The following is a 26,141-nucleotide window of genomic DNA, read 5'->3' on the forward strand; positions in this document are numbered from 1 at the left end:
TTGGCGCCAGACGCGCCGATAGGCCCCCTTGGCACACGCTGCGTCGAAGGAGCTGCAATGGGGTTCATCCGGCCCAACCTGCCCGTCGTCGACATGGCTGAGTGGAGCGCCCGCTCACGCGCCGAGCGAATCGTGCCGATGGCGCGCCATATCGCCGAGCACGGCTTCGGCACCCCGCTGGTGATGCACGTGATGTACGGCGTGAAGATCACGCTGTACGTTCTCGGCGGCTGGCTCTTCGCCTGGTCGACCTCCGGCATCGGCGGCTTCACACAGGTCGGCGCGTGGTGGTCGGAGCCGATCGTGTTTCACAAGGCCGTGCTCTTCACGATGCTGTTCGAAGTCATCGGCCTCGGTTGCTGCTTCGGGCCGCTCGCCGGGCGCTATTTCCCCCCGATGGGGTCGATCCTGTACTGGCTGCGGCCCGGCACCATCCGGTTGCCACCCTGGCCCACTCGGGTGCCGTTGACCAACGGCAGCAACCGGACTCCGTTCGACGCGTTGCTGTACGGCGTTCTGCTGGTGCTGCTCGTGTCCGCGCTGCTGTCCGACGGCGGTGGGCCGATTCCCGCTCTGGACACGATGATCGGTGTGCTGCCGTGGTGGCGGACCGCCGCGATCCTGGCGGTGCTGGCCGTCCTCAGCCTGCGCGACAAGGTGATCTTTTTGGCTGCGCGGGGCGAGGTTTACGCGCCGCTGGCGCTGACGTTTCTGTTCGCCGGGGCGGACATCGTCGTCGGGGCCAAGGTCGTGTTCATGGTGATCTGGCTGGGCGCCGCGACCTCCAAGCTCAACAAGCACTTCCCGTTCGTGATCTCCACCATGCTGGCGAACAATCCGTTCATCCCGTCGGGCCCGCTCAAGCGGTCGATGTTCAAGCACCATCCGGACGACCTGCGGCCCAGCGCGTTGGCGGGCTGCATCGCGCATTTCTCGACCGCGGTGGAGGGTCTGGTACCGCTGGTGCTGCTCTTCTCACACGGTGGGTGGCCAACGGCGCTGGCGGCCTTCGTGATGATCGTGTTCCACCTGAACATCCTGCTGGCCTTCCCCATGGGCGTGCCGCTGGAGTGGAACGTGTTCATGATATTCGGGGTGCTGTGGCTGTTCGTCGCGCACGCGCGCCTGGGGCTGTCGGACGTCGCCCATCCGCTGCCGATCGCCGTCCTGTTCGCGGTCATCGCCGGCACCGTCGTCCTCGGGAACCTCTACCCGCGCAAGGTCTCGTTCCTGCCCGGCATGCGGTACTACGCCGGCAACTGGGACACCACGCTGTGGTGCGTGCGGCCGTCTGCCGACGAGAAGTTCCGCGTCGGCTCCCGCGCCCTGGGCCCGATGCAGCATTTGCAGCTCGAGCGGTTGTACGGCAGCAAAGAGGAAACCCTGATCCCACTGCATCTCGCCCTGGCGTTCCGCGGCATGAACACGCACGGGCGCGCGCTGCTCACCCTGGCCCACCGGGCGATGGCCGACTACGACGAGGACGATTACAACCTGTGTGAGGGCGAAGTCCTGTGCGCAATGGTTCTCGGCTGGAACTTCGGCGACGGGCACATGCACAACGAATGCCTGATCGAGGCGCTGCAGCAGCGGTGCGGGTTCGAGCCGGGCGAGGTGCGGGTCGTCATCCTCGACGCCCAGCCCATCCACCAACAGCGGCAGGAATACCGGCTGGTCGATGCGGCGACGGGCGAATTCGAACGCGGCTACTGCGAAGTCGACGACATGGCCACCAATCAACCCTGGGCCGACGACATTCCGGTGTACGTCCAGGCCGGCCGCGTCACCGATTCCTGACGCGACGCACCGCCACCACCACGACGAGGGCCCCGACCCCGGCCAGCGACGCCAGCACCCTGGGCTTCTGCACGAATCCGATCACCCGAATCTTCAGGTCGTCGGCGAGGCGCCGAGGGTTGGCCCGCTCGGCAAGTGAGTCGACGGTGGCCGCCAGCTGGTCACGGGCGACGTCGATGTCCTGCTTGATGGCTTCGGGATCCCGGTCCGCCACTGTGTCCTCCAAGTCGCCCACTATCCGCCTCGTACACCTGCCCGAACTACCCTAGATCAGCTGGCGGTAACCCCGACGCTCCGGTGAACAGAAAGGGACCACCTTGACCGAGACCACGCGGCTCGCACCGGGCGACAAAGCGCCCTCCTTCAGCCTGCCCGACGCCGACGGCAAGAAGGTATCGCTGGCCGATTACAAGGGGCGTCGCGTCGTCGTGTACTTCTACCCGGCCGCGTCGACGCCGGGTTGCACCAAGCAGGCGTGCGACTTTCGGGACAGCCTGGCCGAGCTCAACGGCGCCGGCCTCGACGTCATCGGGATCTCCCCCGACAAGCCGGAGAAGCTGGCCAAGTTCCGCGACACCGAGAAGCTGACGTTCCCGCTGCTGTCCGACCCCGAGCGCAAGGTCCTGACGGCCTACGGCACCTACGGCGAAAAGCAGATGTACGGCAAGACGGTCACCGGCGTCATCCGCTCCACGTTCGTGGTCGACGAAAAAGGCAAGATCGCCGTCGCGCAGTACAACGTGAAGGCCACCGGGCACGTCGCCAAGCTGAGGCGCGATCTGTCGGTCTAGCCGATGACGGCGGCCTCGGTGTACTCGGTGATGGGCCGCGCGATCCCCTGTTCGTCGCAGACCCGCTGCAGCTTCTCCAGCGTCTCGTCGATCCCGGGTCCGAGCGGCCTGCCGGGGGTGAAGGTGGCCGGGAGGTGCTGCATCCCCTGGATCACGCCGATCGTCGGGTAGTGCACGGCGCCCTCGGGGTCGCAGCGGTAGTCGGGCATCCGGTCGAGCACCGCCGTGAGCATCGACTTGAATACGACACGCGCGACGTTGGAGCCGATGCAGCGGTGGATGCCGAGCCCGAAGCTGAAGTGCCGGTTGTTTTTACGGCCGAGGTCTAGTCGATTCGGATCGGGGAACACCGCGGGGTCTCGGTTCGCCATCGCCCAGGACAACCACAGGCGGTCGCCCTCCTTGAACTTCGTGCCCGCTATTTCGAGGTCGGCGGCAATCGTGCGACCGTCGCCGGGAGCGGGCGTGAAGTAGCGCAGGAATTCTTCGGTCGCCGAGTCGAGCAGCGATTCCGGTTCCCGCCTCAGCAGTTCGCGCTGCTCGGGATTTTCGCCCAGCCATTCGAGTGCGTGCGCGGTCAGCGCCGTCGTCGTGTCGAAACCTCCACCGATGATCAAGCCGAGCATTCCGAGCAGTTCGGCGTCGGGCGCGGGTTCGCCGTCGATCTTCATCCTTGCCAACGCGTCCACAATGCCCGGGCGCGGATTTTCGCGGATCTCAAGAAGGTGGTTGAAAAGGTCCGCCCCCATCGCCATTGTCTGCTCCAAAACCCTTGGGGCGTCCGGGGAATCGGCGGGAGTGTAGACGTTGGCGTGGGCCGGCTCGCAGTACAGCTGCCACTTCTTCAGCGGAACGCCCATCATCGCCAGCGTCAGGACGGCGGGCACGACGTTCGCGAGATCGTCGACGAAGTCGATCCGCCCCGCTTCGATTTTCTCGTCGATGCTGGCCCGCACGATCTCGTCGACAAAGGGCTTCCAGCGCTTGACGGCCGCCGGCGACAGGTAGGGGTTGAGGATGGTGCGGTAGGCCGAGTGCTCGGGTTCGTCCATCTCGAGCATGCCGCCGCGGACGCCGGTGGCCTGCGGCAGCGTGGGAATGGTGATGCCCTTGTAGCCGGTGCCTTCGCCGGTGACGTCGTGGTCGTTGGACACGTGCGGGCACCGAGCGAGTTCGAAGACTTCCCGGTTGCCCGCGGCCACCCAATGCCCGTCGTAAGTGTCCGTCCACGCCAAAGGGCACCTGGCGTGCATGTCCTCGGTGATGGCGGTGAACCGCTCGCGGTACTCGGGGGTATGGCGATCAAAGTGGTAACGGTTGGTCTTGCCGGCGTCTCCGGTCAGGGTGTTTTCCGTACTCACGGTGGCGTCTCCTGCGGACGAGTGGCTGTATGTAGAAGCAGTATGCGACGAGACCATCGTTCTCGTTAAGCATTCTGGCGGTCGAGATTCCCCTCAGCCCAGGTTCGCCAGCAGCAGCGCCTCGGTGATGGCCGCGCGTTCCAGCACGCCCAGGTGCAGGCTCTCGTGATGCTGTGGGCCTGCGTTGCGGGGTCCTCCACCCCGGTGACGAGGATCTTCGCCTTCGGGAAGGCCTCGGCGAACTCGGCGATGAACGGGATCGACCCGCCCATGCCCATGTCGATCGGATCGCACCCCCACACCTGCCGGAACGCGGCCCGCGCGGCGTCGTAGACACTGCCGGTGGCGTCGATGGCGTAGGGCTCACCGATGTCGCCGCGGGTGACGCTCACCTGCGCGCCCCACGGCGAATGCTCTTGCAGGTGCGCGGTCAACGCGTCCAGGTGCGCGGTCGCGTCGCCACCGGGCGCGACGCGCATGCTGATCTTGGCGCGGGCCCGAGGAATCAGCGTGTTGGACGCCTTCTCGATCGGTGTGGTGTCGATGCCGATCACTGTGATCGCGGGTTTGGCCCACAGCCGCTGCGGCGCCGAGCCCGACCCGATTTCGGACACCCCGTCCAGTAACCCGGAGTCGGCACGCACCCGTTCGGGCGGGTAATCGACTGCGGCGGCAGTGCTTTCGTACAGCCCGGCGACGGCCACGTTCCCGTCGTCGTCGTGCAAACTGGCCAGCAGTCGCACCAGCACACTCAGCGCGTCGGGCACCACACCGCCCCAGATGCCGGAGTGCAGGCCGTGGTCGAGCGTGGCGACTTCGACGACGCAGTCGACCAGGCCGCGCAGCGTCACCGTCAGCGCCGGGATGTCGGTGCTCCAGTTATCCGAGTCGGCGATGACGATCACGTCGGCGGCCAGCGCATCGCGGTGGGCGGCCAGCAGCCGGCCCAAAGACGGCGATCCGGATTCCTCCTCGCCCTCGACGAACACCGTCACACCCACCGGCGGCTGCCCGCCGTGCGCCCGAAACGCCGCCAAATGCGTTGCGATGCCGGCCTTGTCGTCGGCGCTGCCGCGCCCGTACAGCCGGCCGTCGCGCTCGGTGGGTTCGAAGGGCGGCGACACCCATTGGCTGCGGTCGCCTTCGGGCTGCACGTCGTGGTGGGCGTACAGCAGCACGGTCGGCGCGCCGGGGGGCGCGGGGTGGCGCGCGATGACCGCCGGCGCTCCCCCTTCGCTGACGATCTGCACGTCGCCGAAACCGGCCTGCGACAACAGGTCCGCGACGGCCCGCGCGCTGCGGTGTACCTCGTCGCGGCGACCGGGGTCGGCCCACACCGATTCGATGCGCACCAGGTCTTTCAGATCGCGGCGCACCGACGGCAGCAGCTCGCGAACGCGCTCAACCAGATCGCTCATGGGATCGAGGCTAGTCGGCGGTGGTCTCCAGGATCGCCACCGCGGCGGCGGTATCGCCCTCGTGCGTCAGCGAGACGTGAATGATCACGTCGGCCAAGTGTTTGGCGATGTCGCCGCTCAGCCGAACCCGCGGGCGGCCCCACATGTCGGTGACCACCTCTATGTCGCGGTGGATGTCCTCGGGCAGCACCGGCCGCTGGGCGAACCGCGATCCCGACCACGCCTTGATCACGGCCTCCTTGGCGGCCCAGCGGGCCGCCAGGTGACGCGCCGCCGACGAACTCTTGTCCGACGCGTCGCGGCGCTCCCCCGGGGTGAACGTCTCGGAGAAGACGGTGCCCGGCTGGTCGACCTGCTCGGCGAAATCAGGAATGGAGACGAGATCGATCCCCACACCGACAATTCCCATGGGTCGCCAGGCTAACGGACCGACGTCATCCGGCGGAGACCTGGTAGGCGTCGCCGTCGCCCAGGCGCGAATCCGGGTTCAGCAGCATCGCCGCCTCCTGGCGCTTCTCCGACTCGTCATGGTCGAAGCGACGGTTCGGCGGCCGCTCGTACATCGGCGCGCCACCGGCGATCGCCGATGCGAGCCGCCGCTGACCGGCCAGCAGGCGTGCGTCCGCGCGCCGTTGGTAGTCCGCGCGCTGCTGCGGGTCGAGCGCGGCGACGAACGCCTGCGGGTGCACCAGCGCCACCAGCCCCGAAACGTGGCCGAACCCAAGGCTGGTCACCAGGCCGGCCTTGAGCGGGAACTTCTCCCCGAGCCGCAGCGTTTCGCGCACCCACACGAAGTGGGCCGAGCCGGCCAGCTCATCGTCGACGCAATCCAGACTGCGGTTGGGCGGGATCACCCCGTCGCGCAGCATCTGGCACAGGCCCATCATCTGGAAGACCGCCGCGCCGCCCTTGGCGTGCCCGGTGAGGCTCTTCTGGGACACCACGAACAGCGGCGCGCCCTCGGAGCGGCCGAGCGAATCGGCGAGTCGCTCGTGCAGTTCGGTCTCGTTGGGATCGTTGGCCAGGGTCGACGTGTCGTGCTTGGAGATCACCGCAATGTCGTCGGCGCCCACACCGAGCTTGCCCAGCGACCGCGCCAGCGCCGAATCCTTGCCGCCGCGACCGGCGCCCAGCGCGCCCAGTCCCGGCGCCGGGATGGACGTGTGCACGCCGTCGGCGAACGACTGCGCGTAGGCCACCACGGCCAGCACCGGCAGGCCCATCTTCAGCGCCAGGTCGCCGCGCGCCAGCAGGATGGTGCCGCCGCCCTGCGCCTCGAGGAATCCGAGCCGGCGCCGATCGTTGGGCCGGGAGAACTTCGAGTCGTGGATGCCGCGGCCGCGCATCATGGAAGTGTCGGCGGTGGCAGCCATGTCACCGAAGCCGATGATGGCTTCCAGCGTCAGGTCGTCGAATCCGCCTGCGACCACCAGCTCGGCCTTGCCGAGACGGATCTTGTCGACGCCCTCCTCGACCGACACCGCCGCGGTCGCGCAAGCGCCCACCGGGTGGATCATCGCGCCGTAGCTGCCGACATAGCTCTGAATGACGTGCGCGGCAACGACGTTCGGCAGAACTTCCTGCAGGATGTCGTTCGGCTTGTTCCGGCCGAGCAGGTTGCCGTGATACATCGTCTGCATCGACGTCATGCCGCCCATGCCGGTGCCCTGAGTGCTGGCCACCAGGCCCGGGTGCACCCACCGCATCAACTCGGCCGGGGTGAATCCCGACGACAGGAACGCGTCGACGGTCGCGACGATGTTCCACAGCGCCACCCGGTCGGTCGAGCTGGCCATGTCCTGGCTGATGCCGAACACGGTCGGGTCGAACCCGGTCGGGATCTGCGCGCCGACTGTCCGCGACAGCTTGGTCTTCCGCGGCACCCGAATCTCGGTGCCCGCCTTGCGGATGACCTGCCAGTCGCTGGAGTCGGGCACCGGCCGGATGATCGTGTGTTCCGGATCGAACTCGACGAAGGCGCGCGCGTCGGCCTCCGAGGACACCACGAACGCGAAGTCCTTATCCAGGAACACCGACACCAGCAGCGGCGACGCGTGATCGGGGTCGATCGCGCCGTCGTCGACGAATTCGCGGATGCCGCAGCGCTCGACGACCGTGTCGTGGTAGCGCTCGACCAGCTCGGACTCCTCGACCAGGTCACCGGATTGCGTGTCGTACCAACCGGGTTGGGGGTCATCCTCCCAGCGGATCAGGCCGGTGGTCCAGGCCAGCTCCAGGACGCCGGCGGCCGACAGTTCGTTGTCGACCTCCATCTCGAAGCGGGTCCGCGACGAACCGTAGGGGCCGAGTTCCGCGCCACCGACGATGACCACCAGATCGGCCGGGGCGACGTCGAGGTCCGCCCATTCCGGCGGGGGTGCCGGGGTGAAGCCGCGCGGCGGGGACGGCAGCGCGGCGATGGTGCCCTCGGCGCCGGCCTCGTCGGCCGCCACCTCACCCGAGGTGGCCTGCTCGCGGGCCTTGGCAGCCAGCTCAGCCATGTCGAGGTTCGCCTCGCCGAGCCCGCCGGTCAGGTCCGCCTTGATCGGCGCGCCTGCCGCGGCCACCTTGGACTCGATGTCGCAGAGGGACAGCAACATTGCCGCCATCTGGTCGGTCGAGTACGTGGTGACGCCGGCCTCCTCGACCGCATCCACGATGGCGTCGTTGTGGCCCATCAGCCCGGTGCCGCGGGTCCAACCGATCAGCGCGTGCGCCAGGCTGACCCGAGCCGCCCACGAAGACTCGGCGTGCCAGCGGCTCACGAGGGCGTCCAACGCCGACTTGGCCTCGCCGTAAGCGCCGTCGCCGCCGAACATTCCGCGGTTCGGCGAGCCCGGCAGCACCACGTGCAGCCGCGACGCGATGTCGCGCTCGGCGCCGATCTTCGACAGCCCGCCGATCAGCCGCTGCACGGCCCACAGCAGCACCTTCATCTCCATCTCGGAGCGCGAGCCGGCCTCGGACAGGTCGCCCGCGACCCGCGGTGCGGCGAACGGGAACAGCAGCGTCGGGGTCTGCGCGTCCTTGATGTGAATCGACTGCGGCCCAAGGCTTTCGGTCTGCTCGGTGCCCACCCACTCGACAAGCGCGTCGATGTCGGAGTAGGACGCCATGTTGGCCGCGACCACCCACAGCGCCGCGCCGAACCGGGCGTGGTCGCGGTAGAGCCCGCGGTAGAACGCCAGCCGCTCGTCGTCCAGCTTGGACGTCGTGGCGATGACGGTGGCACCGCCGTCGAGCAGTCGCCCGACGACCGACGCGGCGATCGAGCCCTTGGAAGCGCCCGTCACCACCGCGACTTCGTGGCTGTAGTGGCCCGGGTCCGGGTTCTCGGCGCCGGCCGCGATCCGCCCATACAGTGATGCGTGAATCTGCCGGCCCGCGGCCAGCGCCTTGCCCTGCCACCAGGTGGCCTGCGTCGCCACGACATGGCCTGCGCCCTCGAACCTTTCGGACAGCCCCCCCCAGCGGGCGTCGATGTCACCCTCGTCGGTCAGCCAGAGCTTGACCAGGTCTTCGCGCGCACTGGCCCACCGGTCGTCGAACAGCACGGCCTTCTTGGGCTCGAACGCCGGTGCCACCAGCCGTGGCCAGTCGGCGCCGAGTTCGGTGGTCACCAGATCGATGAGCTCGGCATCGGTGGCCGTCGGCGAAGCGCTGACCGGGTCGTCCAGGCCCAGCTGGTTGAGCACCAGGCGCGCCGCCGACGCCAGCACGCCGTCGCGGCCGGTGATCTGGTCGGTGAATTCGCTCAGCGCGGCGGCATCGATGGTCGCACCGCCGCCACCACCGCCCGACGACGGCAGCGTCACCGCGATGCCACGACGCGCGGCGACGGAAGCCACCGCGGCGTCGATCGCCTTGTCGACGGCAGCCGCGTCGGCCAGTGCGCCTTCGTGCAGGTGACCCATGGCGCCGCCCCGGACGCTGGTCCCCTCGCGGGTGCCCAGCGCGACCTCGACCGTGACGTGCTTGGCCCAGCCCTCGCCGAGTTCCCAGGTCTTCTTGACCCGCTCGGCGATGGCCCCGGGCCGCTTACCCGAGGGCCCCAGCACCGTGCGCAGCTGGTCGTTGATCGCGTCGGAAAGCACTGGGCCGTAAGGCTTGTAGGTACGCGCCAGCTTGGTGACCTGCGCGCGCAGCCCGGCCAGGTCGGCTTCGGCGGCGCCGTCGATGGCGCCCAGGTTCAGCTCCGAACCCAGGTCCACCAGCAGCTGGTTGCGCCGCGACGACGCGCCATCGGTGATGGATTCGATGGAGTCCAGCTCCTCGATCTGGTCGATGCGCATCTTGGCCGACAGCGCGATCAGCGCCAGCGTGGCGTCGGCGGCGTCGAACCGGATGTCGTCCGGTCGGGCCGCACCCGACGGCGCGGTCGGCGCGGCGGGGGCCGCCGGAGCGGCCGCGGCCACCTCCGGTGCCGACGCACTGTCGGCGGGCGCCTCCGGCTCGTCATCGGGCTCCGGCTCGGGGTCGGTGTCGGTGGCGAACAGCACCGCCGCGTCGCGCTCGGCGTTGAGCACTTCCACTGTGCTGTGGGCATATTCGGGCAGGTTGAGGGTGTTGGTGGCCAGGCCCGCGACGGTCGGCGCGGACTTCACACCGATCTCGACGAACCGCTCCACACCCAGGCCGCCTGCGGTCTCCTCGGTGAACAGCAGGTCCTGGGTTTCGATCCAGCGCACCGGGCTGGCGAATTGCCATGCCAGCAACTCGATCAGGACGATGCGGGCCATCTCGATGCGGCGCTCGGCGAGCCAGGTGTCGTAGTCGGCCAGGATCGGGTCGAGCGGCTCGGCCGGCACCAGGTCGCGGATCTCCTGGATGAAGTCGCGGTCCAGGGTGAACGGACGCGGCACCAGGTTGGGGATGTAGCGCCCGATGATGACGTCGGGATCCTTGTCGCGCGGCATGACCCGGTCGAGTGATCGCCGGAACTCCGCCACACCGACCCGCAGCACGCGCGAGTGGAATGGCACGTCGATACCGGGCACCAAGATGAACGAGCGCTTGCCGCCGGTGATCTCGCGGCGCCGCTCCACCTCTTCCTCGAGCGCCTCCAGGCCGCGCACCGTGCCGGCGATCGCGTATTGGGATCCGCGCAGGTTGAAGTTGACGATCTCAAGAAACTCGCCGGTATTCGCCGCGATTTCGGCGACAAACGCGGGAACCTCGTCGTCGGGTAGGTCGATCTGCGAGGGCCGAATGGCGGCCAACCGGTAGTTGGACCGGCCCAGCTCGTCGCGCGGCACGATGTCGTGCATCTTCGACCCGCGGTGAAACACCGTCTCCAGCAAGGCTTCCAGCTCGTAGATGCCGGTCACGCAGGCCAGCGCGGTGTACTCGCCGACGGAGTGGCCGCAGGCGATCGCATCCTCGACGAAAGCGCCCTGCTCACGCATCTCGGCGACCTGCGCCGCGGCCACCGTGGCCATCGCGACCTGGGTGAACTGCGTCAGGTACAGCACGCCCTCGGGGTGGTTGTAGTGCACACCGCTGGCGATGATGCTGGTCGGGTTGTCGCGCACCACGTGCAGAACCGAGAAGCCCAGGGTGTCGCGGGTGAACTTGTCCGCCTTGTCCCATACCTTGCGGGCCGCCTTTGACCGGGCCCGGACGTCCATGCCCATGCCCTTGTGCTGAATGCCCTGGCCGGGGAAGGCGTAGACGGTGTGCGGGGCCGCCAGGCGGGCCGTCGCCGACATCACCAGATCCGAACCGATCTTGGCGGTGACCTCCAAAACCTCGGCGCCCTGGTCGATTCCGACCCGGTCGACGCGGAACGCGACCTCGTCGCCGGGACGCACCATGCCCAGGAAGCGGGCGGTCCAACCGATCAGCCGCGCTGGCGGGCGGGCCTGCCCGTCGGTGGCGGTCACCGCATGCTGGGCGGCGGCCGACAGCCACATGCCGTGCACGATGGGCGATTCCAGGCCGGCCAGCAGCGCGGCGGCCCGATCGGTGTGGATGGGGTTGTGGTCACCGGAGACCACCGCGAACGGACGCATGTCGACCGGGGCGGTGATGGTGACATCGCGCCGGCGCCGGCGCGGGGTGTCGGTCGCGTTTTCCGAGACCGCGCCACCGGCGCGCGTCGGTTCGGTCAGTTCGGCGGCCCCGGTGCGGCCCAGGATCGCGAACCGCTCATCGAGGGTGGCGATCGCCTGACCGTCGGTGTCGGTGATGGCGACCGAGACCGGGACGACGCGCCCCATGTCCGTGTCGATCGCCGCCGAAGCCGTTGCGGTGATGGTCAATTGCGACTGGGTCGTCGGCAGCTTGCCGACCATGTGGGCGGCGTGGTCCAGATGCACCAGGCTCAGCAGGCCCTCGACGACCGGGACGCCGGCATCGGTGACGGCCGAGCCGATCGCGGAGAAGACGGCGGGCCAGCACGGCCCGACGAGCGCGTCGGGGACGGTGGTGAGGCTGGGCGCCAACGGTTCTCCGAAGGTGGCCGTGACACCGGTGTGGTCGGCGACCCGCTCGGGATCCCAGTCGACCGTGACCGTGGCCGTTCCGTCTGTGACCGCGGGCAGGAACTCCGGCCCGTCGACGCCGGCCGCGATGGCCAGCACCGCACGCATGGCCGTGGCGGCATCCTCGGTGGAGACCACCGGGGTGGCGCCGTCAACGGTGTTGGGCGGCAACGTAAACGGGATGTCGATCCACGTGCCCGACACCGGGACGCTGAGCACGACGCGGTCGCCCTCGACCTGAAGACGCGCGCCGGTGGACGAATGCGTGGCGCGGCGGCTCTCGGGTCCGTCGTGCACCAGCCAGTCGGAGGGATCGGCGATGCGGTGGACCGGGTTGGTCGCGGTGCGGCCGGCCCATTGGACATCGGGGGCGTCCAGCACGACGGCCAGCGGGCCGGTGACGTCGGCGCGGCCCAACCGGCGTGACGTGACGGCCTTGGGCTCCGCCCCGGCGGCGAGCGCCTCGTCGATGGCCGCCTGCTCGAAGCGGTCCAACAGTTCACCAACAGGCTCGTCCATCCGGGTGATGCCCGCGACGGCCGCGGTTCCCGGGATGATGCACACCTGGTCGGCGTCGTAGCGGGCGTCGTGCGCCTGCCACAGCGAATCGCTGCGCCACCAGCGCCGCACGTCTTTGTCGATCACCGGCACGAAGTTGACCGGCTTGCCCAGCAGCTTGCACAGCGTGACGAAGAACGGGACGTCGGCCGGGTGCAGCTGCACGCGTTCGGCCTCGGGGTAGTGCGCCAGCAGGGTGGCGATGGCCTCGGCAGGATTTTCCAGCAGCCGCGCGCCGTCGGCGGTGGAGCCGTCGAACAGCGTCTCGATGGGACCGAAATCCTGTGCATGCAAACGGGCTTCGGCCCGCTGCAGCATCTGCTCGAAGCGGTCGCGCCAGGTGTCGGCCAGCCACGGGCTGCCGGGCGACGCGGTGTCGGCGGTGGAATCGCCGTCCCCGATGGACAACTCGACGTAGCGCTGCAACCACTGCAGGTAGGTCATCTCACCGGCGTCGCCGAAGTACGGCTTGGCGGTGTTGGCCATCGCCGCGATGATCTCGTCGCGACGCTCCGCAACGGCGTCGGCATCCCCGGCGACCTCGTCGAGAAGCCGGCCGCACCGCGAGGCGCTGTTGTCGATCTCGTGGATGTCCGCACCGAGCTGGCTACGGCTGGAAGCCATTCCGCCCGAGGCTTTTCCGGCGCCGATCCACTGATCGGTGCCTTGGGTTTCGACCAGCATCCGCTTGACCGACGGCGACGTGGTGGACTCCTTGGCCGCCATCGCCGCGGTGCCGACCAGGATGCCGTCGATCGGCATCAGCGGGAAGCCGTATGCCTGCGCCCAACGTCCGGACAGGTATTCGGCCGCGCGCTCCGGCGTGCCGATGCCTCCGCCGACGCAGACGGTGATGTTGGACCGCGACCGCAGTTCGGAGTAGGTCGCCAGCAGCAGGTCGTCGAGGTCTTCCCAGGAGTGGTGGCCGCCGGCGCGCCCACCCTCGATGTGCGCGATTACCGGCTTGGCGGACACCTCGGTCGCGATGCGGATGACCGAGCGGATCTGCTCGACGGTGCCGGGCTTGAAGACGACGTGGCTGATGCCGACCTCGCCCAGCTCCTCGATCAGCTCGACGGCCTCCTCCAGATCCGGGATGCCGGCGCTGACCACCAGACCGTCGATGGCCGCGCCGGACTGACGCGCCTTCTGCACCAGCCGCTTGCCGCCGACCTGCAGCTTCCACAGATACGGGTCCAGGAACAGCGCGTTGAACTGGTAGGTACGACCGTCCTCGAGCAGCCCGGCAAGCTGCTCGACGCGGTCGGCGAAGATCTCCTCGGTGACCTGCCCGCCGCCGGCGAGCTCGGCCCAGTGCCCGGCGTTGGCCGCGGCGGCCACGATCTCGGCGTCAACGGTGGTCGGGGTCATGCCGGCCAGCAGGATCGGCGAGCGCCCGGTCAGCCGGGTGAACTTCGTCGAGAGCTTGACCCTGCCGTCGGGCAGGCGAACCAGGGTCGGGGCGTAGCTGGACCAGGCCCGCGCCACCTCGGGGACGGCGCCGACGGTGAAGAGGTTGCGCTGGCCGCCGCGGGTCGCCGCGGGCACGATGCCCACACCGAGGCCACGGATCACCGGCGCGGTCAGCCGGGTCAGGATGTCGCCGGGGCCCAGGTCAAGAATCCAGCGAGCGCCGGCGTCGTTGACGCGGGTGATCTCCTCCACCCAGTCGACCGGACGCACCAGGATCGATTCGGTCAGTTGCCGGGCCAGCTCGACGTCCAGGCCGACCTTCTCGGCCCAGCTGCCGACGATGTCGATGCCGTCGGCGAGGCGTGGGGTGTGGAAACCGACCTCGACCTGCACCGGATCGAAGACCGGCGAGAAGACGTCGCCGCCGCGCAGCTTGTTCTTCCGGTCGGCCTCCTCCTTCTCCGAGATCTGCTGGCAGTAGAGCTCGAAGCGGGACAGCTGTTCCGGGGTGCCGGTGATGACGACCGAACGGCGGCCGTTGCGGATGGACAACACGGGCGGCAGCACGGTGCGCACGTCCTGCGCGAACTCGTCGAGCAGCCGGCCGATGCGTTCGGGGTCGGCGTTGGTGACCGACACCATCGGCGGGCGGTCGCCAAGCACCGAGATGCCTCGCCGACGGGCCACCAGCGTCCCGGCCGCACCGATCAGCTGGGCCAGCGCCAGCAGCTCGACATCGCGGGCGCCCCCGGCCTTCAGCGCCTCGACGGCGAGCACACCTTGGGAATGTCCGGCCACGGCCACCGGGGGCGTCGCCTTGAGGTCCATGCCTTGCCGAGCCAGCGCCCGCACGGCCGCGATCTGGGTGAGCAGCACGCCCGGGATCGACACCGCGGCCGAAGTCAGGTGCTTGTCCGAGGGGACCGGATCCTCGGCCGCCAGCGCACGCACCCACGACAGCGGCTCGAACCCGATCGGACGCACCACGACGAGCTCTTTGGCCACCGGCTCGAGGAGCAGGTTGACCTCACCGACCAGCGTTGCCAGGTCGGACTCGATGCCGGCCGATGACACCAGCTCTTCGAGGGTCTCCAGCCAGGCGCTGCCCTGCCCGCCGAATGCCACGGCGTAGGGCTCGCCGGCCGTCAGGCGGTCGACAAGGGCGTGGGTGTCCCCGGTGTGTGGGGCCCTGCCTTGGCCGTCGCGGTCAGCGGACACGCGGTCGTGCTCGTGGATCGTCACCTTGTCTGTCTCCCCTGTATGCGTCTTTAGGTCTCGTTCGTCTGGCGGTCACCACCGCCGGGCGGGGTTCTGTCGATGCGGCGTGGTTCGGCGTCGAATCACAGCCGGGAAAACGGCCGGCCGGTGTGTTGTCGGCGGACCGCCCGGCTGGTGCTGAGCGGTGCGACGGACTCCATCGGCTGTACTAAGAGTGTCATAAGGATCGGCCCTCGTTTCGCGTGCTGATCGGTTACTGATGAGTTCTACGCATGGGTAACCGTGTCGTGGGTAACACGCGGTTTCACCGGCGGCCCGAACCCGATTACCAAACCCGCTGCATGAAGGTGGTTACGGTCGAGTAGCTATAACTGCGCAGATCAAGGCAGTCTTGTTATCGAATCGTTATATAAAAATTTTGGGCCGCGGAGTGCCGTCACGGCGCCGTCGGCAGCATCGGACGACGATCGCCCGCCCGGGCGCGTCCGGATAATGGGCGAACGAGTGTTTGCTGGAATTTTTAAGAGCGCGCGCCTCGACCGGGCCGGGCGACGGACTCGGGCACTAGGCCCACTGGCCGAATTGGGGCTTGAGGATCTCGTTGATGTCCACGCCGACCCCTCCGACGCTGCGTTTGTCGATCTCAACCTGGTGCAAATTGGCCGCCGGGTGGGCATAGCCCTTGGGCGAGCCCCAGTTGTGCTGCCAGAAGTAGGAGCCCAATCCGTCGTGCAGCGCCCAGTCGATGGTTTTCGAATTGGCGTACACGCCTGTGCGCTGATGACCGATTACCGACTCCCAGGAACGCAGGTAGGGCGCCACCTGGCTCTTGTACTGCTCGTAGGAGGGGTCGTCGTCGATCGAGGCATAAATGGGTGCGCTGGCGGGCCCACCGGCCGCGGCGTGCAGCTGCATCCCCCGCTGCGCGTGCTGCAGGCCGGCGTTGGCACCGCCCAGCCAGTCCGCGCTGCTGGCCTTGCCGTACTGATAGCAGGACACAATTTTGAGCCCGTTGCCGTTGAGGTCGCGCGCCTCGGCAACCTGGATCGGCTTGCCCAGCATCCAGTTGCCGCCGGGGCGACGATCCGAGACGTACCGAATCGACCCCACGGCGCCCGCGGCCCGGATCTCGCTGGCCGGAATGATGCCGGCCGCATAGTCCAGCAGGGTGCCGAGCGACGCCGATGCGGGCGCGGCGCTCAGCGACGCGCCGGCCGCGCCCAGCCCCAGCAGGGCGGGGGTTGCGGCCGCGAATTTGAGCAGATCACGCCGCGAAACGGATGACACAAGCCACAGGGTACGACACAAACCCCATATGACACGTTGATCACACCGGTAACATGTGCATCACAGTGGGGCATCGTTCGTTTGAACGGGTTGGCGCGCGGGCAGCACGATGACGCTCACGGCCTCCACTCCGCGCCGCGCGGTCTGCTGGGCGATCTCCTCGATGAAGTGGGCGGCCGCCGGACTGATCGATCCCGCCCAGGCGCGGAACCCCTGCACGATCACCGGATCGCGCTCCAGCAGTGGTTGCACGCCTCGTAGCACGCCGACCACCTCGTCGGGCAGGGGGTCGGCCAGCTGCTGGTCGATCCAGCGGCGCGCCAGTTCTGGTGCGGCAGCGTCGTCTTCGCCCAGCGCGATCACGTCGGCGGCCAGGCCGCGCAACCGATCGAACAGCACATCGTGGCCCGGGGTCTCGGCCAGTTGCGACAACAGGGTGCTCGCAGCCGTCGGAAGCACCATTTGCCCGAACAGCGCGGGAACGGGCAGGTTCCATTCGTCGAACAGGTCCGCATACATCGCGGCGACGGGCGCCGGCAGCGGATCGCTGAGCCGCCCGATCACCCCGATGCTGTCGCGGTGCGTGGTTGCCAATCGGTGCAAGATGTCCCGGTTGAGGCCCGCGTCGCCGCACTCGGTGGCCGCATCGATGGCTTGGATCAGGTGGTCGATCCGCTCCCGTTGTTGCATCAGCAGCGCGCGGTGCTCGTCGAGCAGGCCGGCCAGTGTGCTGTGCCCGCCCTCGATCAACCGCGCAATGTCATTGATACCGACGCCGAGGCTGCGCATCAGGTCGATCCGCAGCAAGTCGAGGACCTGCTCGACGTCGAAGACCCGGTAGCCGTTGGACAGGTGCTGGGCGTGTAGCAATCCGATCTTCTCGTAATGGCGAATACGGCCGGAAGCGATGCCCGTCAAGGCCGTGACGTCGCCGATCAGCAACTGCTCAGCCACCCCTTGACCTTACAACTGTGACAAGGTCTGTACTGAGCACATGGAGCACGAGCAGCTCATCGGCCTGACCCGTCGCGCGTTGAAGTTGGCGCGGGACAAGACGACCGATCTCGCTCCGGCCCAGCACACGGTCGACGCGTGTGACTACACGGGCGTCGAGCGGCACCACCGGGATCGGGCCATGCTGCTGGCCAGTCCGCAGCTGGTCGGCTACGTCTCGGAACTTCCCGCCCCGGGTGCGTATTGCACGAAGAAGGTGATGGGGCGGTCCATCCTGCTGACCCGAACCTCGCAGGGAACGGTCAAGGCGTTCAACAACGTGTGTCTGCACCGCCAATCGCAGGTGGCGTCGGGTTGCGGCACCGCCAAGTGGTTCACCTGTCCGTACCACGCCTGGACGTACGACAACACGGGGCGCTTGGTGGCCCTTCCGGGGCGCGAGGGGTTCCCGGAAGTGGCCATCAAGTTCGACGGGCTGACCGAGCTCCCGGCCACCGAATTCGCCGGATTCCTCTGGGTGGCACTGGATCCCGGAGCGACGCTGGACGTGGCGGCACACCTGGGCCCACTCGCCGACGAACTCGACTCGTGGGGCATCGGGCGCTGGTCCCCGCTGGGCGAGAAGGTGCTGGACTCCCCGATCAACTGGAAATTAGCGATCGACACCTTCGCCGAGAACTATCATTTCGCCACCGTCCATCAGCAGACCTTCGGCACGATCGCGCGCAGCAACTGCACGGTGTTCGACTCCTACGGGCCGCACCACCGGCTGATCTTTCCGCTCAACACCATCCTGGAGCTCGATGACTTGCCCGAGGATCAGTGGAGTCCGTTCTACAACGTGGTGGTGATCTACGCGCTGTTCCCCAACATCGTGCTTTCGGTCACGATTGCCAACGGTGAGCTGTTCCGGGTGTACCCCGGGGATCGGCCCGGCAGGTCAATCACCGTCCACCAGAACGCAACACCGCAGGACGTCTCCGATGACGCGGTGGCAGCCGCCGTCCAAGACGTTTTCGATTATGCGCACGCCACCGTGCGCGACGAGGATTACCGGCTGGCCGAGGGGCTGCAAGCCAATCTCGAGTCGGGCGTCCGCGACCACCTGGTGTTCGGCCGCAACGAGCCGGGCCTGCAGCATCGCCACATCACGTGGGCCCGGGCGCTGTCACAGTCAGTCGGGGTCGGCTGACAGCACCGCGATCAGATCGTCGAGAAGCTTTGCCAGTAGGTCGTTTTCGACGGGCGCCGAGCGGAACAGGAGCTCGACGGCATCCTTGCGCCGGCCGGCCGCCACCAGCGGCACGACCTGATCCACCATGGTCTGCAATGTGGGCTCCGGCGGTGCCAGGTTCGCCACGGTGGTGGACAGCACGTCGACGAGTTCCCAATCCCGGTACAACGCCAGCGAGCGTTCGTTGAACGCGAAGCCGGTCACCGGGTTTCCCCACATGGTTCCGCGGTAGCGATAGGGGCCCTCCATGTACTCGATCGGCAGGCCGTGTGCCGGGGCCGCCACCAACGGCTCGCCGATGAGGTCCAGTTGCAGTGTGGGACAGGTGATCCGGTGCCGGTCGGGCATGTACCGGGCCGGGGCGAGGGGTCGCACCAGGGGCCGCATGGCCTCGGGCCATCGCACGTAGCTGCTGACCGTGACCTCGATGTCTTCGGCGCATTCGGGCGCGATCGCGGGGTCCGGGTGGCTCGTCGTGATGCCGGTGAACGGCTGCAGCACGTTGCCGTGCGCGCGGTCGAACTGACGCCAGATGCTCAGGTCGACACCATTGTCGAAGTTGATCGTGCGCCATTCGTGCGACCTGGCCCGCGGGTCTCCCCCCGACCCCCCGCCGCCGGCGTACTTGGGAAACCACTGCCGATCGACGTGCCCGCTGGCGCCGGACACCTGCTGCACGACGTCGCCCCAGCGCAGGGTGCCGGTCATCGCCATGCCGGTCTGGAAATACGAGTAGGTGTCGCTTTGACCGAAACAGGTGATCTTTCCGTTGTACGTCGATGCGCCCACCGGTGTCGGTGCGCGCGTTGGTGTTACGGCCAGATCCAGTCGCATCGGCCGTCCGGATTGGTCCTGCCCGACCAGGCTGACCCGGTAGGTGTAGGGCAGCAGTTCGCCGTCGCCGTTTCGGCTGGTCGTCCACGACGCGGTTCCCGCGCTGCTGTGGTAGGTGATGTCGAGATGACCGGATGCCATCGTCAGTTTGGGCTGGGCGCCGGGCTCCATGTTGGCCGGCGGCATGTCGTAGTCGGTGAAGGTGCCGTAGTCGCCGGTGTCGAGGTCGAACAGCGCCATCGTGTAGAAATCCGCGACGACGGTTCCACCGGGGCGGTTCTTGTTGAAGATGGTCAGGAAGGCAAACGATCGATCGGCCTCGGCGGCGTCGAGCTGACCGGCGATGAACCAGGTGTCGGACTCCTGGCCGGGATGTTCGCCTTCGGCGGCGGGAAACTCCAACTGGCTGTCGCCGGGCACCAACTGGAACGGGTAACTGCGCCAATCGCTGGTCATATCGGGCCTCGCTGCTTTTTTCGCTATGTTAGCGTGGATAGCGAAATTGCGGTCGCGGTCCGATCCCCTGAGGAAGTGCCCCGATGACAGAGACTTCCGCCCATCGCTCCTATAACGAGCTGTTTATCGGGGGCCAGTGGCGCAAACCCGCCAATCCCCAGCAGCTCGCCGTGATCTCGCCGCACTCCGAAGAGCCGGTCGGGCACGTCCAGGTCGCAGGCCCCGAGGACGTCGAGGCCGCCGTCGCCGCCGCACGGCGCGCCTTCGATCACGGTCCGTGGCCGCGGATGAGCCATGCCGATCGGATGGCCAAGGTCGAACAGCTTGCCGGGATCTATGCCGGTCACGCCGACGAGATGGCGGATCTCATCACCGACGAGATGGGGTCGCCGCGCAGCTTCAGCCGGATGGGCCAGGGGGCGGCCGCCGCGGCGCTGATCCACCTCTCGCTGGCGGCCGCCCGCGAGTTCCCGTGGGAGGAACGCCGCCAGGGTGTGCTCGGCGAAGTCCATCTGCGCAGGGCCCCGGTCGGGGTGGTCGCAGCGATCGTGCCGTGGAACGTGCCGCAATTTCTGATCATGCCCAAGCTGATCCCTGCACTGATCGCGGGCTGCACGGTCATCATCAAGCCCGCGCCCGAAACACCTTTGGACGCTTTGTGGTTGGCCGAGATGATCGAGCAGATCGGGTTGCCCGAGGGCGTGGTGTCGGTGCTGCCCGGCGGCCCCGAGATTGGTGAGGCGTTGGTCCGCCATCCCGGGGTGGACAAGGTCGCGTTCACCGGTTCCAGTGCCGTCGGCCGCCGGATCGCCGCCCTGTGCGGCGAGCAGCTGAAACGGGTGAGTTTGGAGCTGGGCGGCAAGTCCGCGGCGATCATCCTCGACGACGCCGACATCGCCAAGACGGTGGCGGGCCTGAAGTCCGCGGGGTTGATGAACAACGGTCAGGCCTGCGTCGCGCAGACCCGGATCTTGGTCAGTGACCGTAAGCACGACGAGGTGGTCGACGCGCTGGCCGACATGATGTCGGCGTTGAATGTCGGGGACCCGGCCGACGAGTCGACGGACATCGGACCGCTTGTGGCCCAACGACAGCAGCGCCGCGTCCAGGACTACATCAGGTCGGGCCGCAGCGAAGGCGCGCGCGTTGTGCTCGGTGGCGAACAGAGCCCGTCCGAGCGCGGCTGGTATGTGCGGCCGACGCTGTTCGCCGACGCCACCAACGACATGCGCATCGCCCGGGAGGAGATTTTCGGTCCGGTGCTGACGGTGCTGCGCTACCGCGACGAGGACGACGCGATCCGCATCGCCAACGAGACCGATTACGGGCTGGCCGGTTCGGTGTGGACCGCCGACATCGAACACGGCCTGGATGTCGCGGCGGCCGTCCGCACCGGAACCTACGGCATCAACATGTACACCCTCGACATCGGCGCGCCGTTCGGCGGCTTCAAGCAGTCCGGCATCGGGCGTGAGTTCGGGCCCGAGGGGCTGCATGAGTACGTCGAGTTGCAGACGCTGATATGCAAGGGCCAGCTGCCGCCGCTATAGAGTTTCCGGTGTCCACCACGGGTCGCGGCCAAGCCGTGCCAATAGCTTTGCCTGCGCAGCGCTCTCGTCGCCGATCAGGACCGGCGCACCGAACATCCCGGATGCGGCCAAGGCCTGCGGATCCTCCGGTAGGCCCGCGCAGAACAGTTCACACCACGCGGGGTCCAGGCCGTCGTCGGCGCCCACCGCGCGGGCGAGGTCCCAGGTATGCACCAGGACGTCACGCGTTAGGTTCGGCATCAACCGGTACTCATCGAGTTGTGTCGCTCCGCCGGATCCGAGAGCCTGCGTCAGCGAATCATAGGTGAGTTGCCACCGGGCCCGAGGATCGTCGCGTGGCCGGTCGGGTTTCAATCTTATGGGACGCAACAGAAGAACGTCATGGAAGCCGATCACGTGCTCAACCACTCCCCGGGCGTCCCACGGATCACACGGCGATGGACGATCCCACTTCCCGTCCGCCACGGCGACCGCCGCACCGAAGCGACGGCACACCGCCAAGTGCAATTCGCCCACGTCATCCATCGCGGTCACCATGGGGATTCAGGCACCTGCAACGTCAGCTCGACCGGGCAGCACAGCGCGCCATGCTGATTGGTCACCTGGATTTCGACATCGACCAGGCAGCGTGGCGGTTCCACCGAGGTGTCCCGGCGCTTCGCCACCGCCCGGCCCCGGCCGATCATGGTGTCGCCGGCATACACGGGCCCGGCCAGCCGCATGGATCGGCGCACCACGCGCGACCGCGGACCCGCCCAGTCCGTTGCGATGCGGTCGGCGAACCCGGCCAGGTGCATCGTGTTGACGTAGATCGTCGGATTCCCCTGCGCTCGAGCGTAATCCGGATCGAAATGGCCGGGGAAATAGTCCCATGTCGCTCCCGCGTTCTCCACCACGCGCTGGTAGCTGATGTGGTCGGTGACTTCCGGCAGCTCCACCGGGACGGTGATCTGGCTCCAAGCCATCCCGTCGCCGCTCACGAGGAGGCTTCTGGAGTGAAGCGGAACAAGGTATTGCGGCAGGTGGCCACCACCGCCCCGTCCTGGCGGCGAAAGGTCTCCAGCGTGTCGACGAAATGGCCGACGCCCAGCCGCGTCTGCTTTTCCGGTGACACCGAGACCAGCTCGTCCACAACAGTCAACACGTCGCCCTCGACGATGGGTTGACCGAACTCAACCTCGTTGGCCGCGTTGATGAATGTGGTACCGGGCAGCGGCACCCGTAGGGCGATCAACGAAGCCGTCCCGCGACCCCCGGGTTGCCACGGCGGTGTGATCAGCCAGCCCATCAACAGCGCCGGCGGCGCCAGCAGGCCTCCCCAGTGCTGCCGGGCGAACTCTGAATCCCAATACGAGCGATTGCCGTCCCGGACCATCGCGGCGAACAACTGGATGCGTGCGGCGCTGACCGCGGTCGCCGCGGTGCGGGGCTCGCTGCTCGTGCCGACCATCCGCAGCGCATCTTCGTATGTGCCGAAGGCCAGCCGCTGACTGAAATCCTGATCCACGTATCGGAGTCGCTCACATGACGAGCGGGTGCCGACTCGGGACCGAATCCCATTCCAGCACACGGGAAGTGAAATACCAGCCACCGCGCTCGTAGATCAGCTTGTCCTTGAAGGTGCCGGTGGCCCGCAGCGTGATGTCGCCGAACATGCTGGCGAACAGCACGACGACACAATGCTGGACCGCGTCGACCCCGTCGACTTTGATCTCGTGGTCGACGGTGACCATCCGCTGTCCGTCGCCGCCATCAAAGGCCGCGCTCAGATCGTCGAACACCTCGCCATCGCGGGTGTAGCTGGCACCGGAATGGCGGAAGGTCGCGATCCAGCGCTTGCGGCTGCCGTCGGAGTAGGCCCGATTGTGCCGAGCGTTCAGGTCCAGGATGGCAGCACGGCCGGTGACGGCTTGGAGCATTTGCTGTTCCTGATAAGTCATGGTCATCGCTTTCCAGCCTCTCTCGGAAATGACTGCCAGCAATCGGCTGATGGAACATTAAGGCAACTCAACGACTATTGCGTGACATTAATGGAACCTAACGGCTAACGATATACCCCCTACTTTCACGATCCCACGTTCCCGGATTGACGCCCCGTTCGCGCAACAGGTCTTTACGGATCCGGCCGATCACGTTCTTGGGGAGTTCGCTCACGGTCTGCACGAATCGCGGCACGCAGAAGTAAGGCATGCGCGCCGCGCAGAAGTCGAGGAGCTCCGCGAAATCCAATGTGGCGCCGGGCTGCAACGCGATCACCACCAGGACGTCGTCCTCTCCCAACTCGCTTGGCACGCCGACCGCGGCGGCCTCTGCCACGGCGGGATGGCGCATGACAACGCTCTCCACTTCGACCGAAGAGATGTTTTCACCGCGGCGGCGCAACGCATCTTTCATTCGATCCACATATGTCAGATTCTGATCGCGATCGAGTCGCCCGAGATCGCCCGTGTGAAACCATTCCGGATGCGGCGTTATCTGCGAGTCCGCGCCGACGTAACCTTCGCTCATCACGTGCGGATGCCTGGGCCGACAGGCGATCTCACCCACGCTGTCGGCGGGCAGTGGGTTTCCTGATTCGTCGAGGATGCGCACGTCGAAATCGGGATTCGGCCGCCCCGAGGTTCCGGGAACCCCGTCGTCGGCCAGCGCCTTGACCGCGACGGGAAACGCCTCGGTGAGTCCGTACATCGTGACGAGGCGGCAGCCGTAACGTTTTTCGATCTCGCGGTAGGAGTCCGCGTCGATCGGCGCGGCGGAGATGAACCGCAAAGGCAGCGCTGCGTCGCCCGGACCCGCGGGCAGACTCCGCAGCATCGAAACCATCGCCCCGGCGCCGGCGAATCCGACCGCGCCGCGGGCACGTATTTCGTCCCACACCTCACCGGGGTGAAAAGCCCCGGCCAGCACCGTCGTTGCGCCGACCAGCATGGGCGCCAAAATGCTGGGCGCGGCGCTGAGGTGAAACAGCGGCATCGCCGTCCACAGCACCTCGCCCTCGCGAAATTCCCAGGCCGATGCGACGGTTGCGGCCACCGAAAACAGATAGTGCCAGGTCGTGGCGACGGCTTTGGACGGGCCGGTGGTGCCCGACGTATAGAACAGGCAGGCAAGGTCGCCGGGCTGCCCGGGATCACCGACCGGTGCATCGCCGGTGTGTCGACTCAACGTCGCGGTCAGTGAATCATCCTGTACCACAATGCTCGTCAGGGAGTCTGCTGCGTCGGCGACCTCAGCGGCGCGGGGCCGGCGTTCGGCGTCGGTCAGCATCACCTTGGCCCGCGACAGTCGCAGGGCGTACAGCAGGAAGTCGCCCTTGTTCGCGGCGTTGATCGCCGCGCTCACCGCCCCGATCCGCGCGGCGCCCAGCCAGAAGTACACCCATTCCGGACAGGTGCCGGTGAACAACGCGACGCGGTCACCGGGTCCGACACCCAAGTCGGTCAACAGGTTTGCCGCCGCGCAGGACCGCTGGCGCATCTGCTCGAAGGTCACATCGACTCCCGCGATCGACATCATCACCCGATCGGGGTGCTGCTGCGCGCGGCGATCGAGTACTGCCGGCACGGTGAAATGGTCGACGCCGTAATCGGAGGGCCGCGCGGGCCCGCTGCGGTCAGCGCACATCAGGCTGTTTGGCCTTGATCAAGCTTTGGCGGCCGCCGGGTCGGGCTCGCCGTCGGCGCTGTAACCGAAGTCGGAGGGCGACGGCTCCTCCCCCGGGTAGAAGCGGTGCGCCCACCGGCGCAGGGCCGCGTAGTCGTGCGCCTCTTCCGGCGCCAGGTTCGGCTTCTCCAGGTATTTCATGTTCTCCCAGGTGAAGAAGTCCTGTTTGATGACCTCTTGCTGCAGGGCGAGGAACCGGGCGGCCCGTCCGGTGGGCACGTCACCGCCGTCGCCCGGCTCACGTACGGACGCCTGGGTGTAGAAGTAGTCGGTGTAGTCCTCGTCGACCGGAGTCTGGCCGGTGACCTGCACGGTGGCCACCAGCTCGCTGGGAAAGCGCACCACGCCCAGGCCCAGCGAATAGTTGTCGTAGATGATCTTCGCGTCCACCGGACCGTTCGGGGTCAGCCACGTCTGGGCGCGTCCCCCGCCGAAATGGGCGTTGACGGTGGCGTGCAGGTGATACCCGGCCACCTCGAACGACGCCGTGGTAGCCGGATTGGCGGCCTTGTGCACGTACTGAACGTGGTAGGGGTCGGCGGCGTTTTCGATGATCATCTGCGGATGCACCTTGACCCGGTTGAGCATCTGGGTGTGCGGGTGCAGCGGGTAGTACTCGTTGGTCTCCAGTTCCGGCAGCACCGGCGGCTGCCAGTACGGCGCCCGGCCGTGCCGCTCGTGCCAGGCCAGGATGAAGCCGTACCACTCCATGGTCGGATAGGTCCTGATGCGGACGTTGTTCTTGCAGCCGATCTTGCTGTAGGGAATCAGCGCGTTGGTGCCGTCGCCGCGCCACTGCCAGCCGTGCCAGGGGCAGACGATGTTCTCGCCTTCCACGGTGCCGCCGACCCCGAGGTTGGCGCCGAGGTGCTGACAGTAGGCCTCCATCACGTGAACCCGGCCCGACGCGGTGCGGAACAGCACCAGCTCCTCGCCGAAGTAATGCGCGCGCCTGACCTGGCCGGGAGCCAGGTCGGTTCCGAAGGCGACGATGAACCAGCCGGTCGGGAAACGGTAGGTCGACAGCGCGATGCCGCCCGGACCGAACTCCCGTTCCGACGGGTCTGATGCTGGAATCGTATTCGTCACGAGAACTCCGTTTCCCACGCGGCCGGGCGCACTTTG

General features: G+C 67.7%; 17 protein-coding genes and 1 pseudogene. 4 read left to right on the forward strand and 14 right to left on the reverse strand.

The window, feature by feature from the left end:
* Positions 1 to 57: 57 nt before the first annotated feature.
* Positions 58 to 1,797 (forward strand): DUF3556 domain-containing protein, encoded by a 1,740-nt coding sequence (locus ACZYVJ_RS06625; RefSeq protein WP_463830282.1) that lies wholly within the window; start codon positions 58 to 60, stop codon positions 1,795 to 1,797.
* Here ACZYVJ_RS06625 and ACZYVJ_RS06630 read toward each other — a convergent pair.
* Positions 1,784 to 2,011 (reverse strand): DUF3618 domain-containing protein, encoded by a 228-nt coding sequence (locus ACZYVJ_RS06630; RefSeq protein WP_463832876.1) that lies wholly within the window; start codon positions 2,009 to 2,011, stop codon positions 1,784 to 1,786. The two genes, ACZYVJ_RS06625 and ACZYVJ_RS06630, sit on opposite strands and share 14 nt — an antisense overlap.
* 103 nt (positions 2,012 to 2,114) lie before the next feature.
* Here ACZYVJ_RS06630 and bcp point away from each other — a divergent pair, with 103 nt between their 5' ends.
* The gene (bcp, locus tag ACZYVJ_RS06635; RefSeq protein WP_463830283.1) at positions 2,115 to 2,588 is read left to right on the forward strand and encodes a thioredoxin-dependent thiol peroxidase; all 474 of its coding nucleotides are present in this window, start codon (positions 2,115 to 2,117) and stop codon (positions 2,586 to 2,588) included.
* Here the strand turns inward: bcp and ACZYVJ_RS06640 are convergent.
* From ACZYVJ_RS06640 to ACZYVJ_RS06665, 6 genes and pseudogenes are all read right to left on the reverse strand, one after another.
* A complete protein-coding gene (locus tag ACZYVJ_RS06640) occupies positions 2,585 to 3,949 on the reverse strand; it encodes a cytochrome P450 (RefSeq protein WP_463830284.1) in 1,365 nt (454 codons plus the stop codon). The genes bcp and ACZYVJ_RS06640 overlap by 4 nt on opposite strands.
* A gap of 93 nt (positions 3,950 to 4,042) precedes the next feature.
* Positions 4,043 to 5,367: pseudogene (locus ACZYVJ_RS06645) on the reverse strand (M20/M25/M40 family metallo-hydrolase).
* A 10-nt stretch (positions 5,368 to 5,377) separates the two neighbouring features.
* Positions 5,378 to 5,776 carry a holo-ACP synthase AcpS gene (gene acpS / locus ACZYVJ_RS06650; RefSeq protein ID WP_007774057.1) on the reverse strand — a complete coding sequence of 133 codons (399 nt, stop codon included), beginning with the start codon at positions 5,774 to 5,776 and terminating at the stop codon, positions 5,378 to 5,380.
* Between the two features lie 25 nt (positions 5,777 to 5,801).
* Entirely contained in the window at positions 5,802 to 15,062 is a 9,261-nt protein-coding gene (locus ACZYVJ_RS06655) for a fatty acid synthase subunit beta domain-containing protein (RefSeq protein ID WP_463830285.1), read from the reverse strand.
* Positions 15,063 to 15,602: 540 nt separating this feature from the next.
* Entirely contained in the window at positions 15,603 to 16,325 is a 723-nt protein-coding gene (locus ACZYVJ_RS06660) for a DUF1906 domain-containing protein (protein ID WP_463830286.1), read from the reverse strand.
* Between the two features lie 60 nt (positions 16,326 to 16,385).
* Positions 16,386 to 17,279 (reverse strand): MerR family transcriptional regulator, encoded by an 894-nt coding sequence (locus tag ACZYVJ_RS06665; RefSeq protein ID WP_463830287.1) that lies wholly within the window; start codon positions 17,277 to 17,279, stop codon positions 16,386 to 16,388.
* A gap of 40 nt (positions 17,280 to 17,319) precedes the next feature.
* On the opposite strand from ACZYVJ_RS06665, the gene ACZYVJ_RS06670 reads away from it, so the two are divergent.
* Complete coding sequence (locus ACZYVJ_RS06670) at positions 17,320 to 18,471, forward strand: aromatic ring-hydroxylating oxygenase subunit alpha (protein ID WP_463830288.1); 1,152 nt, start codon at positions 17,320 to 17,322, stop codon at positions 18,469 to 18,471.
* On the opposite strand, the gene ACZYVJ_RS06675 is transcribed toward ACZYVJ_RS06670, so the two are convergent.
* Positions 18,454 to 19,803: a secreted hydrolase gene (locus tag ACZYVJ_RS06675; protein ID WP_463830289.1), complete on the reverse strand. Its 1,350-nt coding sequence runs from the start codon at positions 19,801 to 19,803 to the stop codon at positions 18,454 to 18,456. The two genes, ACZYVJ_RS06670 and ACZYVJ_RS06675, sit on opposite strands and share 18 nt — an antisense overlap.
* Before the next feature lie 83 nt (positions 19,804 to 19,886).
* On the opposite strand from ACZYVJ_RS06675, the gene ACZYVJ_RS06680 reads away from it, so the two are divergent.
* On the forward strand, positions 19,887 to 21,353 hold the full coding sequence (locus ACZYVJ_RS06680) for an aldehyde dehydrogenase (protein WP_463830290.1): 1,467 nt from the start codon (positions 19,887 to 19,889) through the stop codon (positions 21,351 to 21,353).
* On the opposite strand, the gene ACZYVJ_RS06685 is transcribed toward ACZYVJ_RS06680, so the two are convergent.
* From ACZYVJ_RS06685 to ACZYVJ_RS06710, 6 genes are all read right to left on the reverse strand, one after another.
* Positions 21,348 to 21,878: a maleylpyruvate isomerase family mycothiol-dependent enzyme gene (locus ACZYVJ_RS06685; protein WP_463830291.1), complete on the reverse strand. Its 531-nt coding sequence runs from the start codon at positions 21,876 to 21,878 to the stop codon at positions 21,348 to 21,350. The two genes, ACZYVJ_RS06680 and ACZYVJ_RS06685, sit on opposite strands and share 6 nt — an antisense overlap.
* Positions 21,879 to 21,883: 5 nt before the next feature.
* Complete coding sequence (locus tag ACZYVJ_RS06690) at positions 21,884 to 22,318, reverse strand: MaoC family dehydratase (protein WP_463832877.1); 435 nt, start codon at positions 22,316 to 22,318, stop codon at positions 21,884 to 21,886.
* A gap of 11 nt (positions 22,319 to 22,329) precedes the next feature.
* Positions 22,330 to 22,860, reverse strand: coding sequence for an FAS1-like dehydratase domain-containing protein (locus tag ACZYVJ_RS06695; protein WP_463830292.1), 531 nt, complete (start codon positions 22,858 to 22,860; stop codon positions 22,330 to 22,332).
* A gap of 13 nt (positions 22,861 to 22,873) precedes the next feature.
* Complete coding sequence (locus ACZYVJ_RS06700; protein WP_463830293.1) at positions 22,874 to 23,299, reverse strand: nuclear transport factor 2 family protein; 426 nt, start codon at positions 23,297 to 23,299, stop codon at positions 22,874 to 22,876.
* Positions 23,300 to 23,390: 91 nt separating this feature from the next.
* A complete protein-coding gene (locus ACZYVJ_RS06705; protein WP_463830294.1) occupies positions 23,391 to 24,977 on the reverse strand; it encodes an AMP-binding protein in 1,587 nt (528 codons plus the stop codon).
* An 18-nt stretch (positions 24,978 to 24,995) separates the two neighbouring features.
* Entirely contained in the window at positions 24,996 to 26,105 is a 1,110-nt protein-coding gene (locus ACZYVJ_RS06710) for an aromatic ring-hydroxylating oxygenase subunit alpha (RefSeq protein ID WP_463830295.1), read from the reverse strand.
* Positions 26,106 to 26,141: the final 36 nt, after the last annotated feature.

The sequence above is a fragment of the Mycobacterium sp. IDUB_3 genome, from assembly GCF_055419585.1.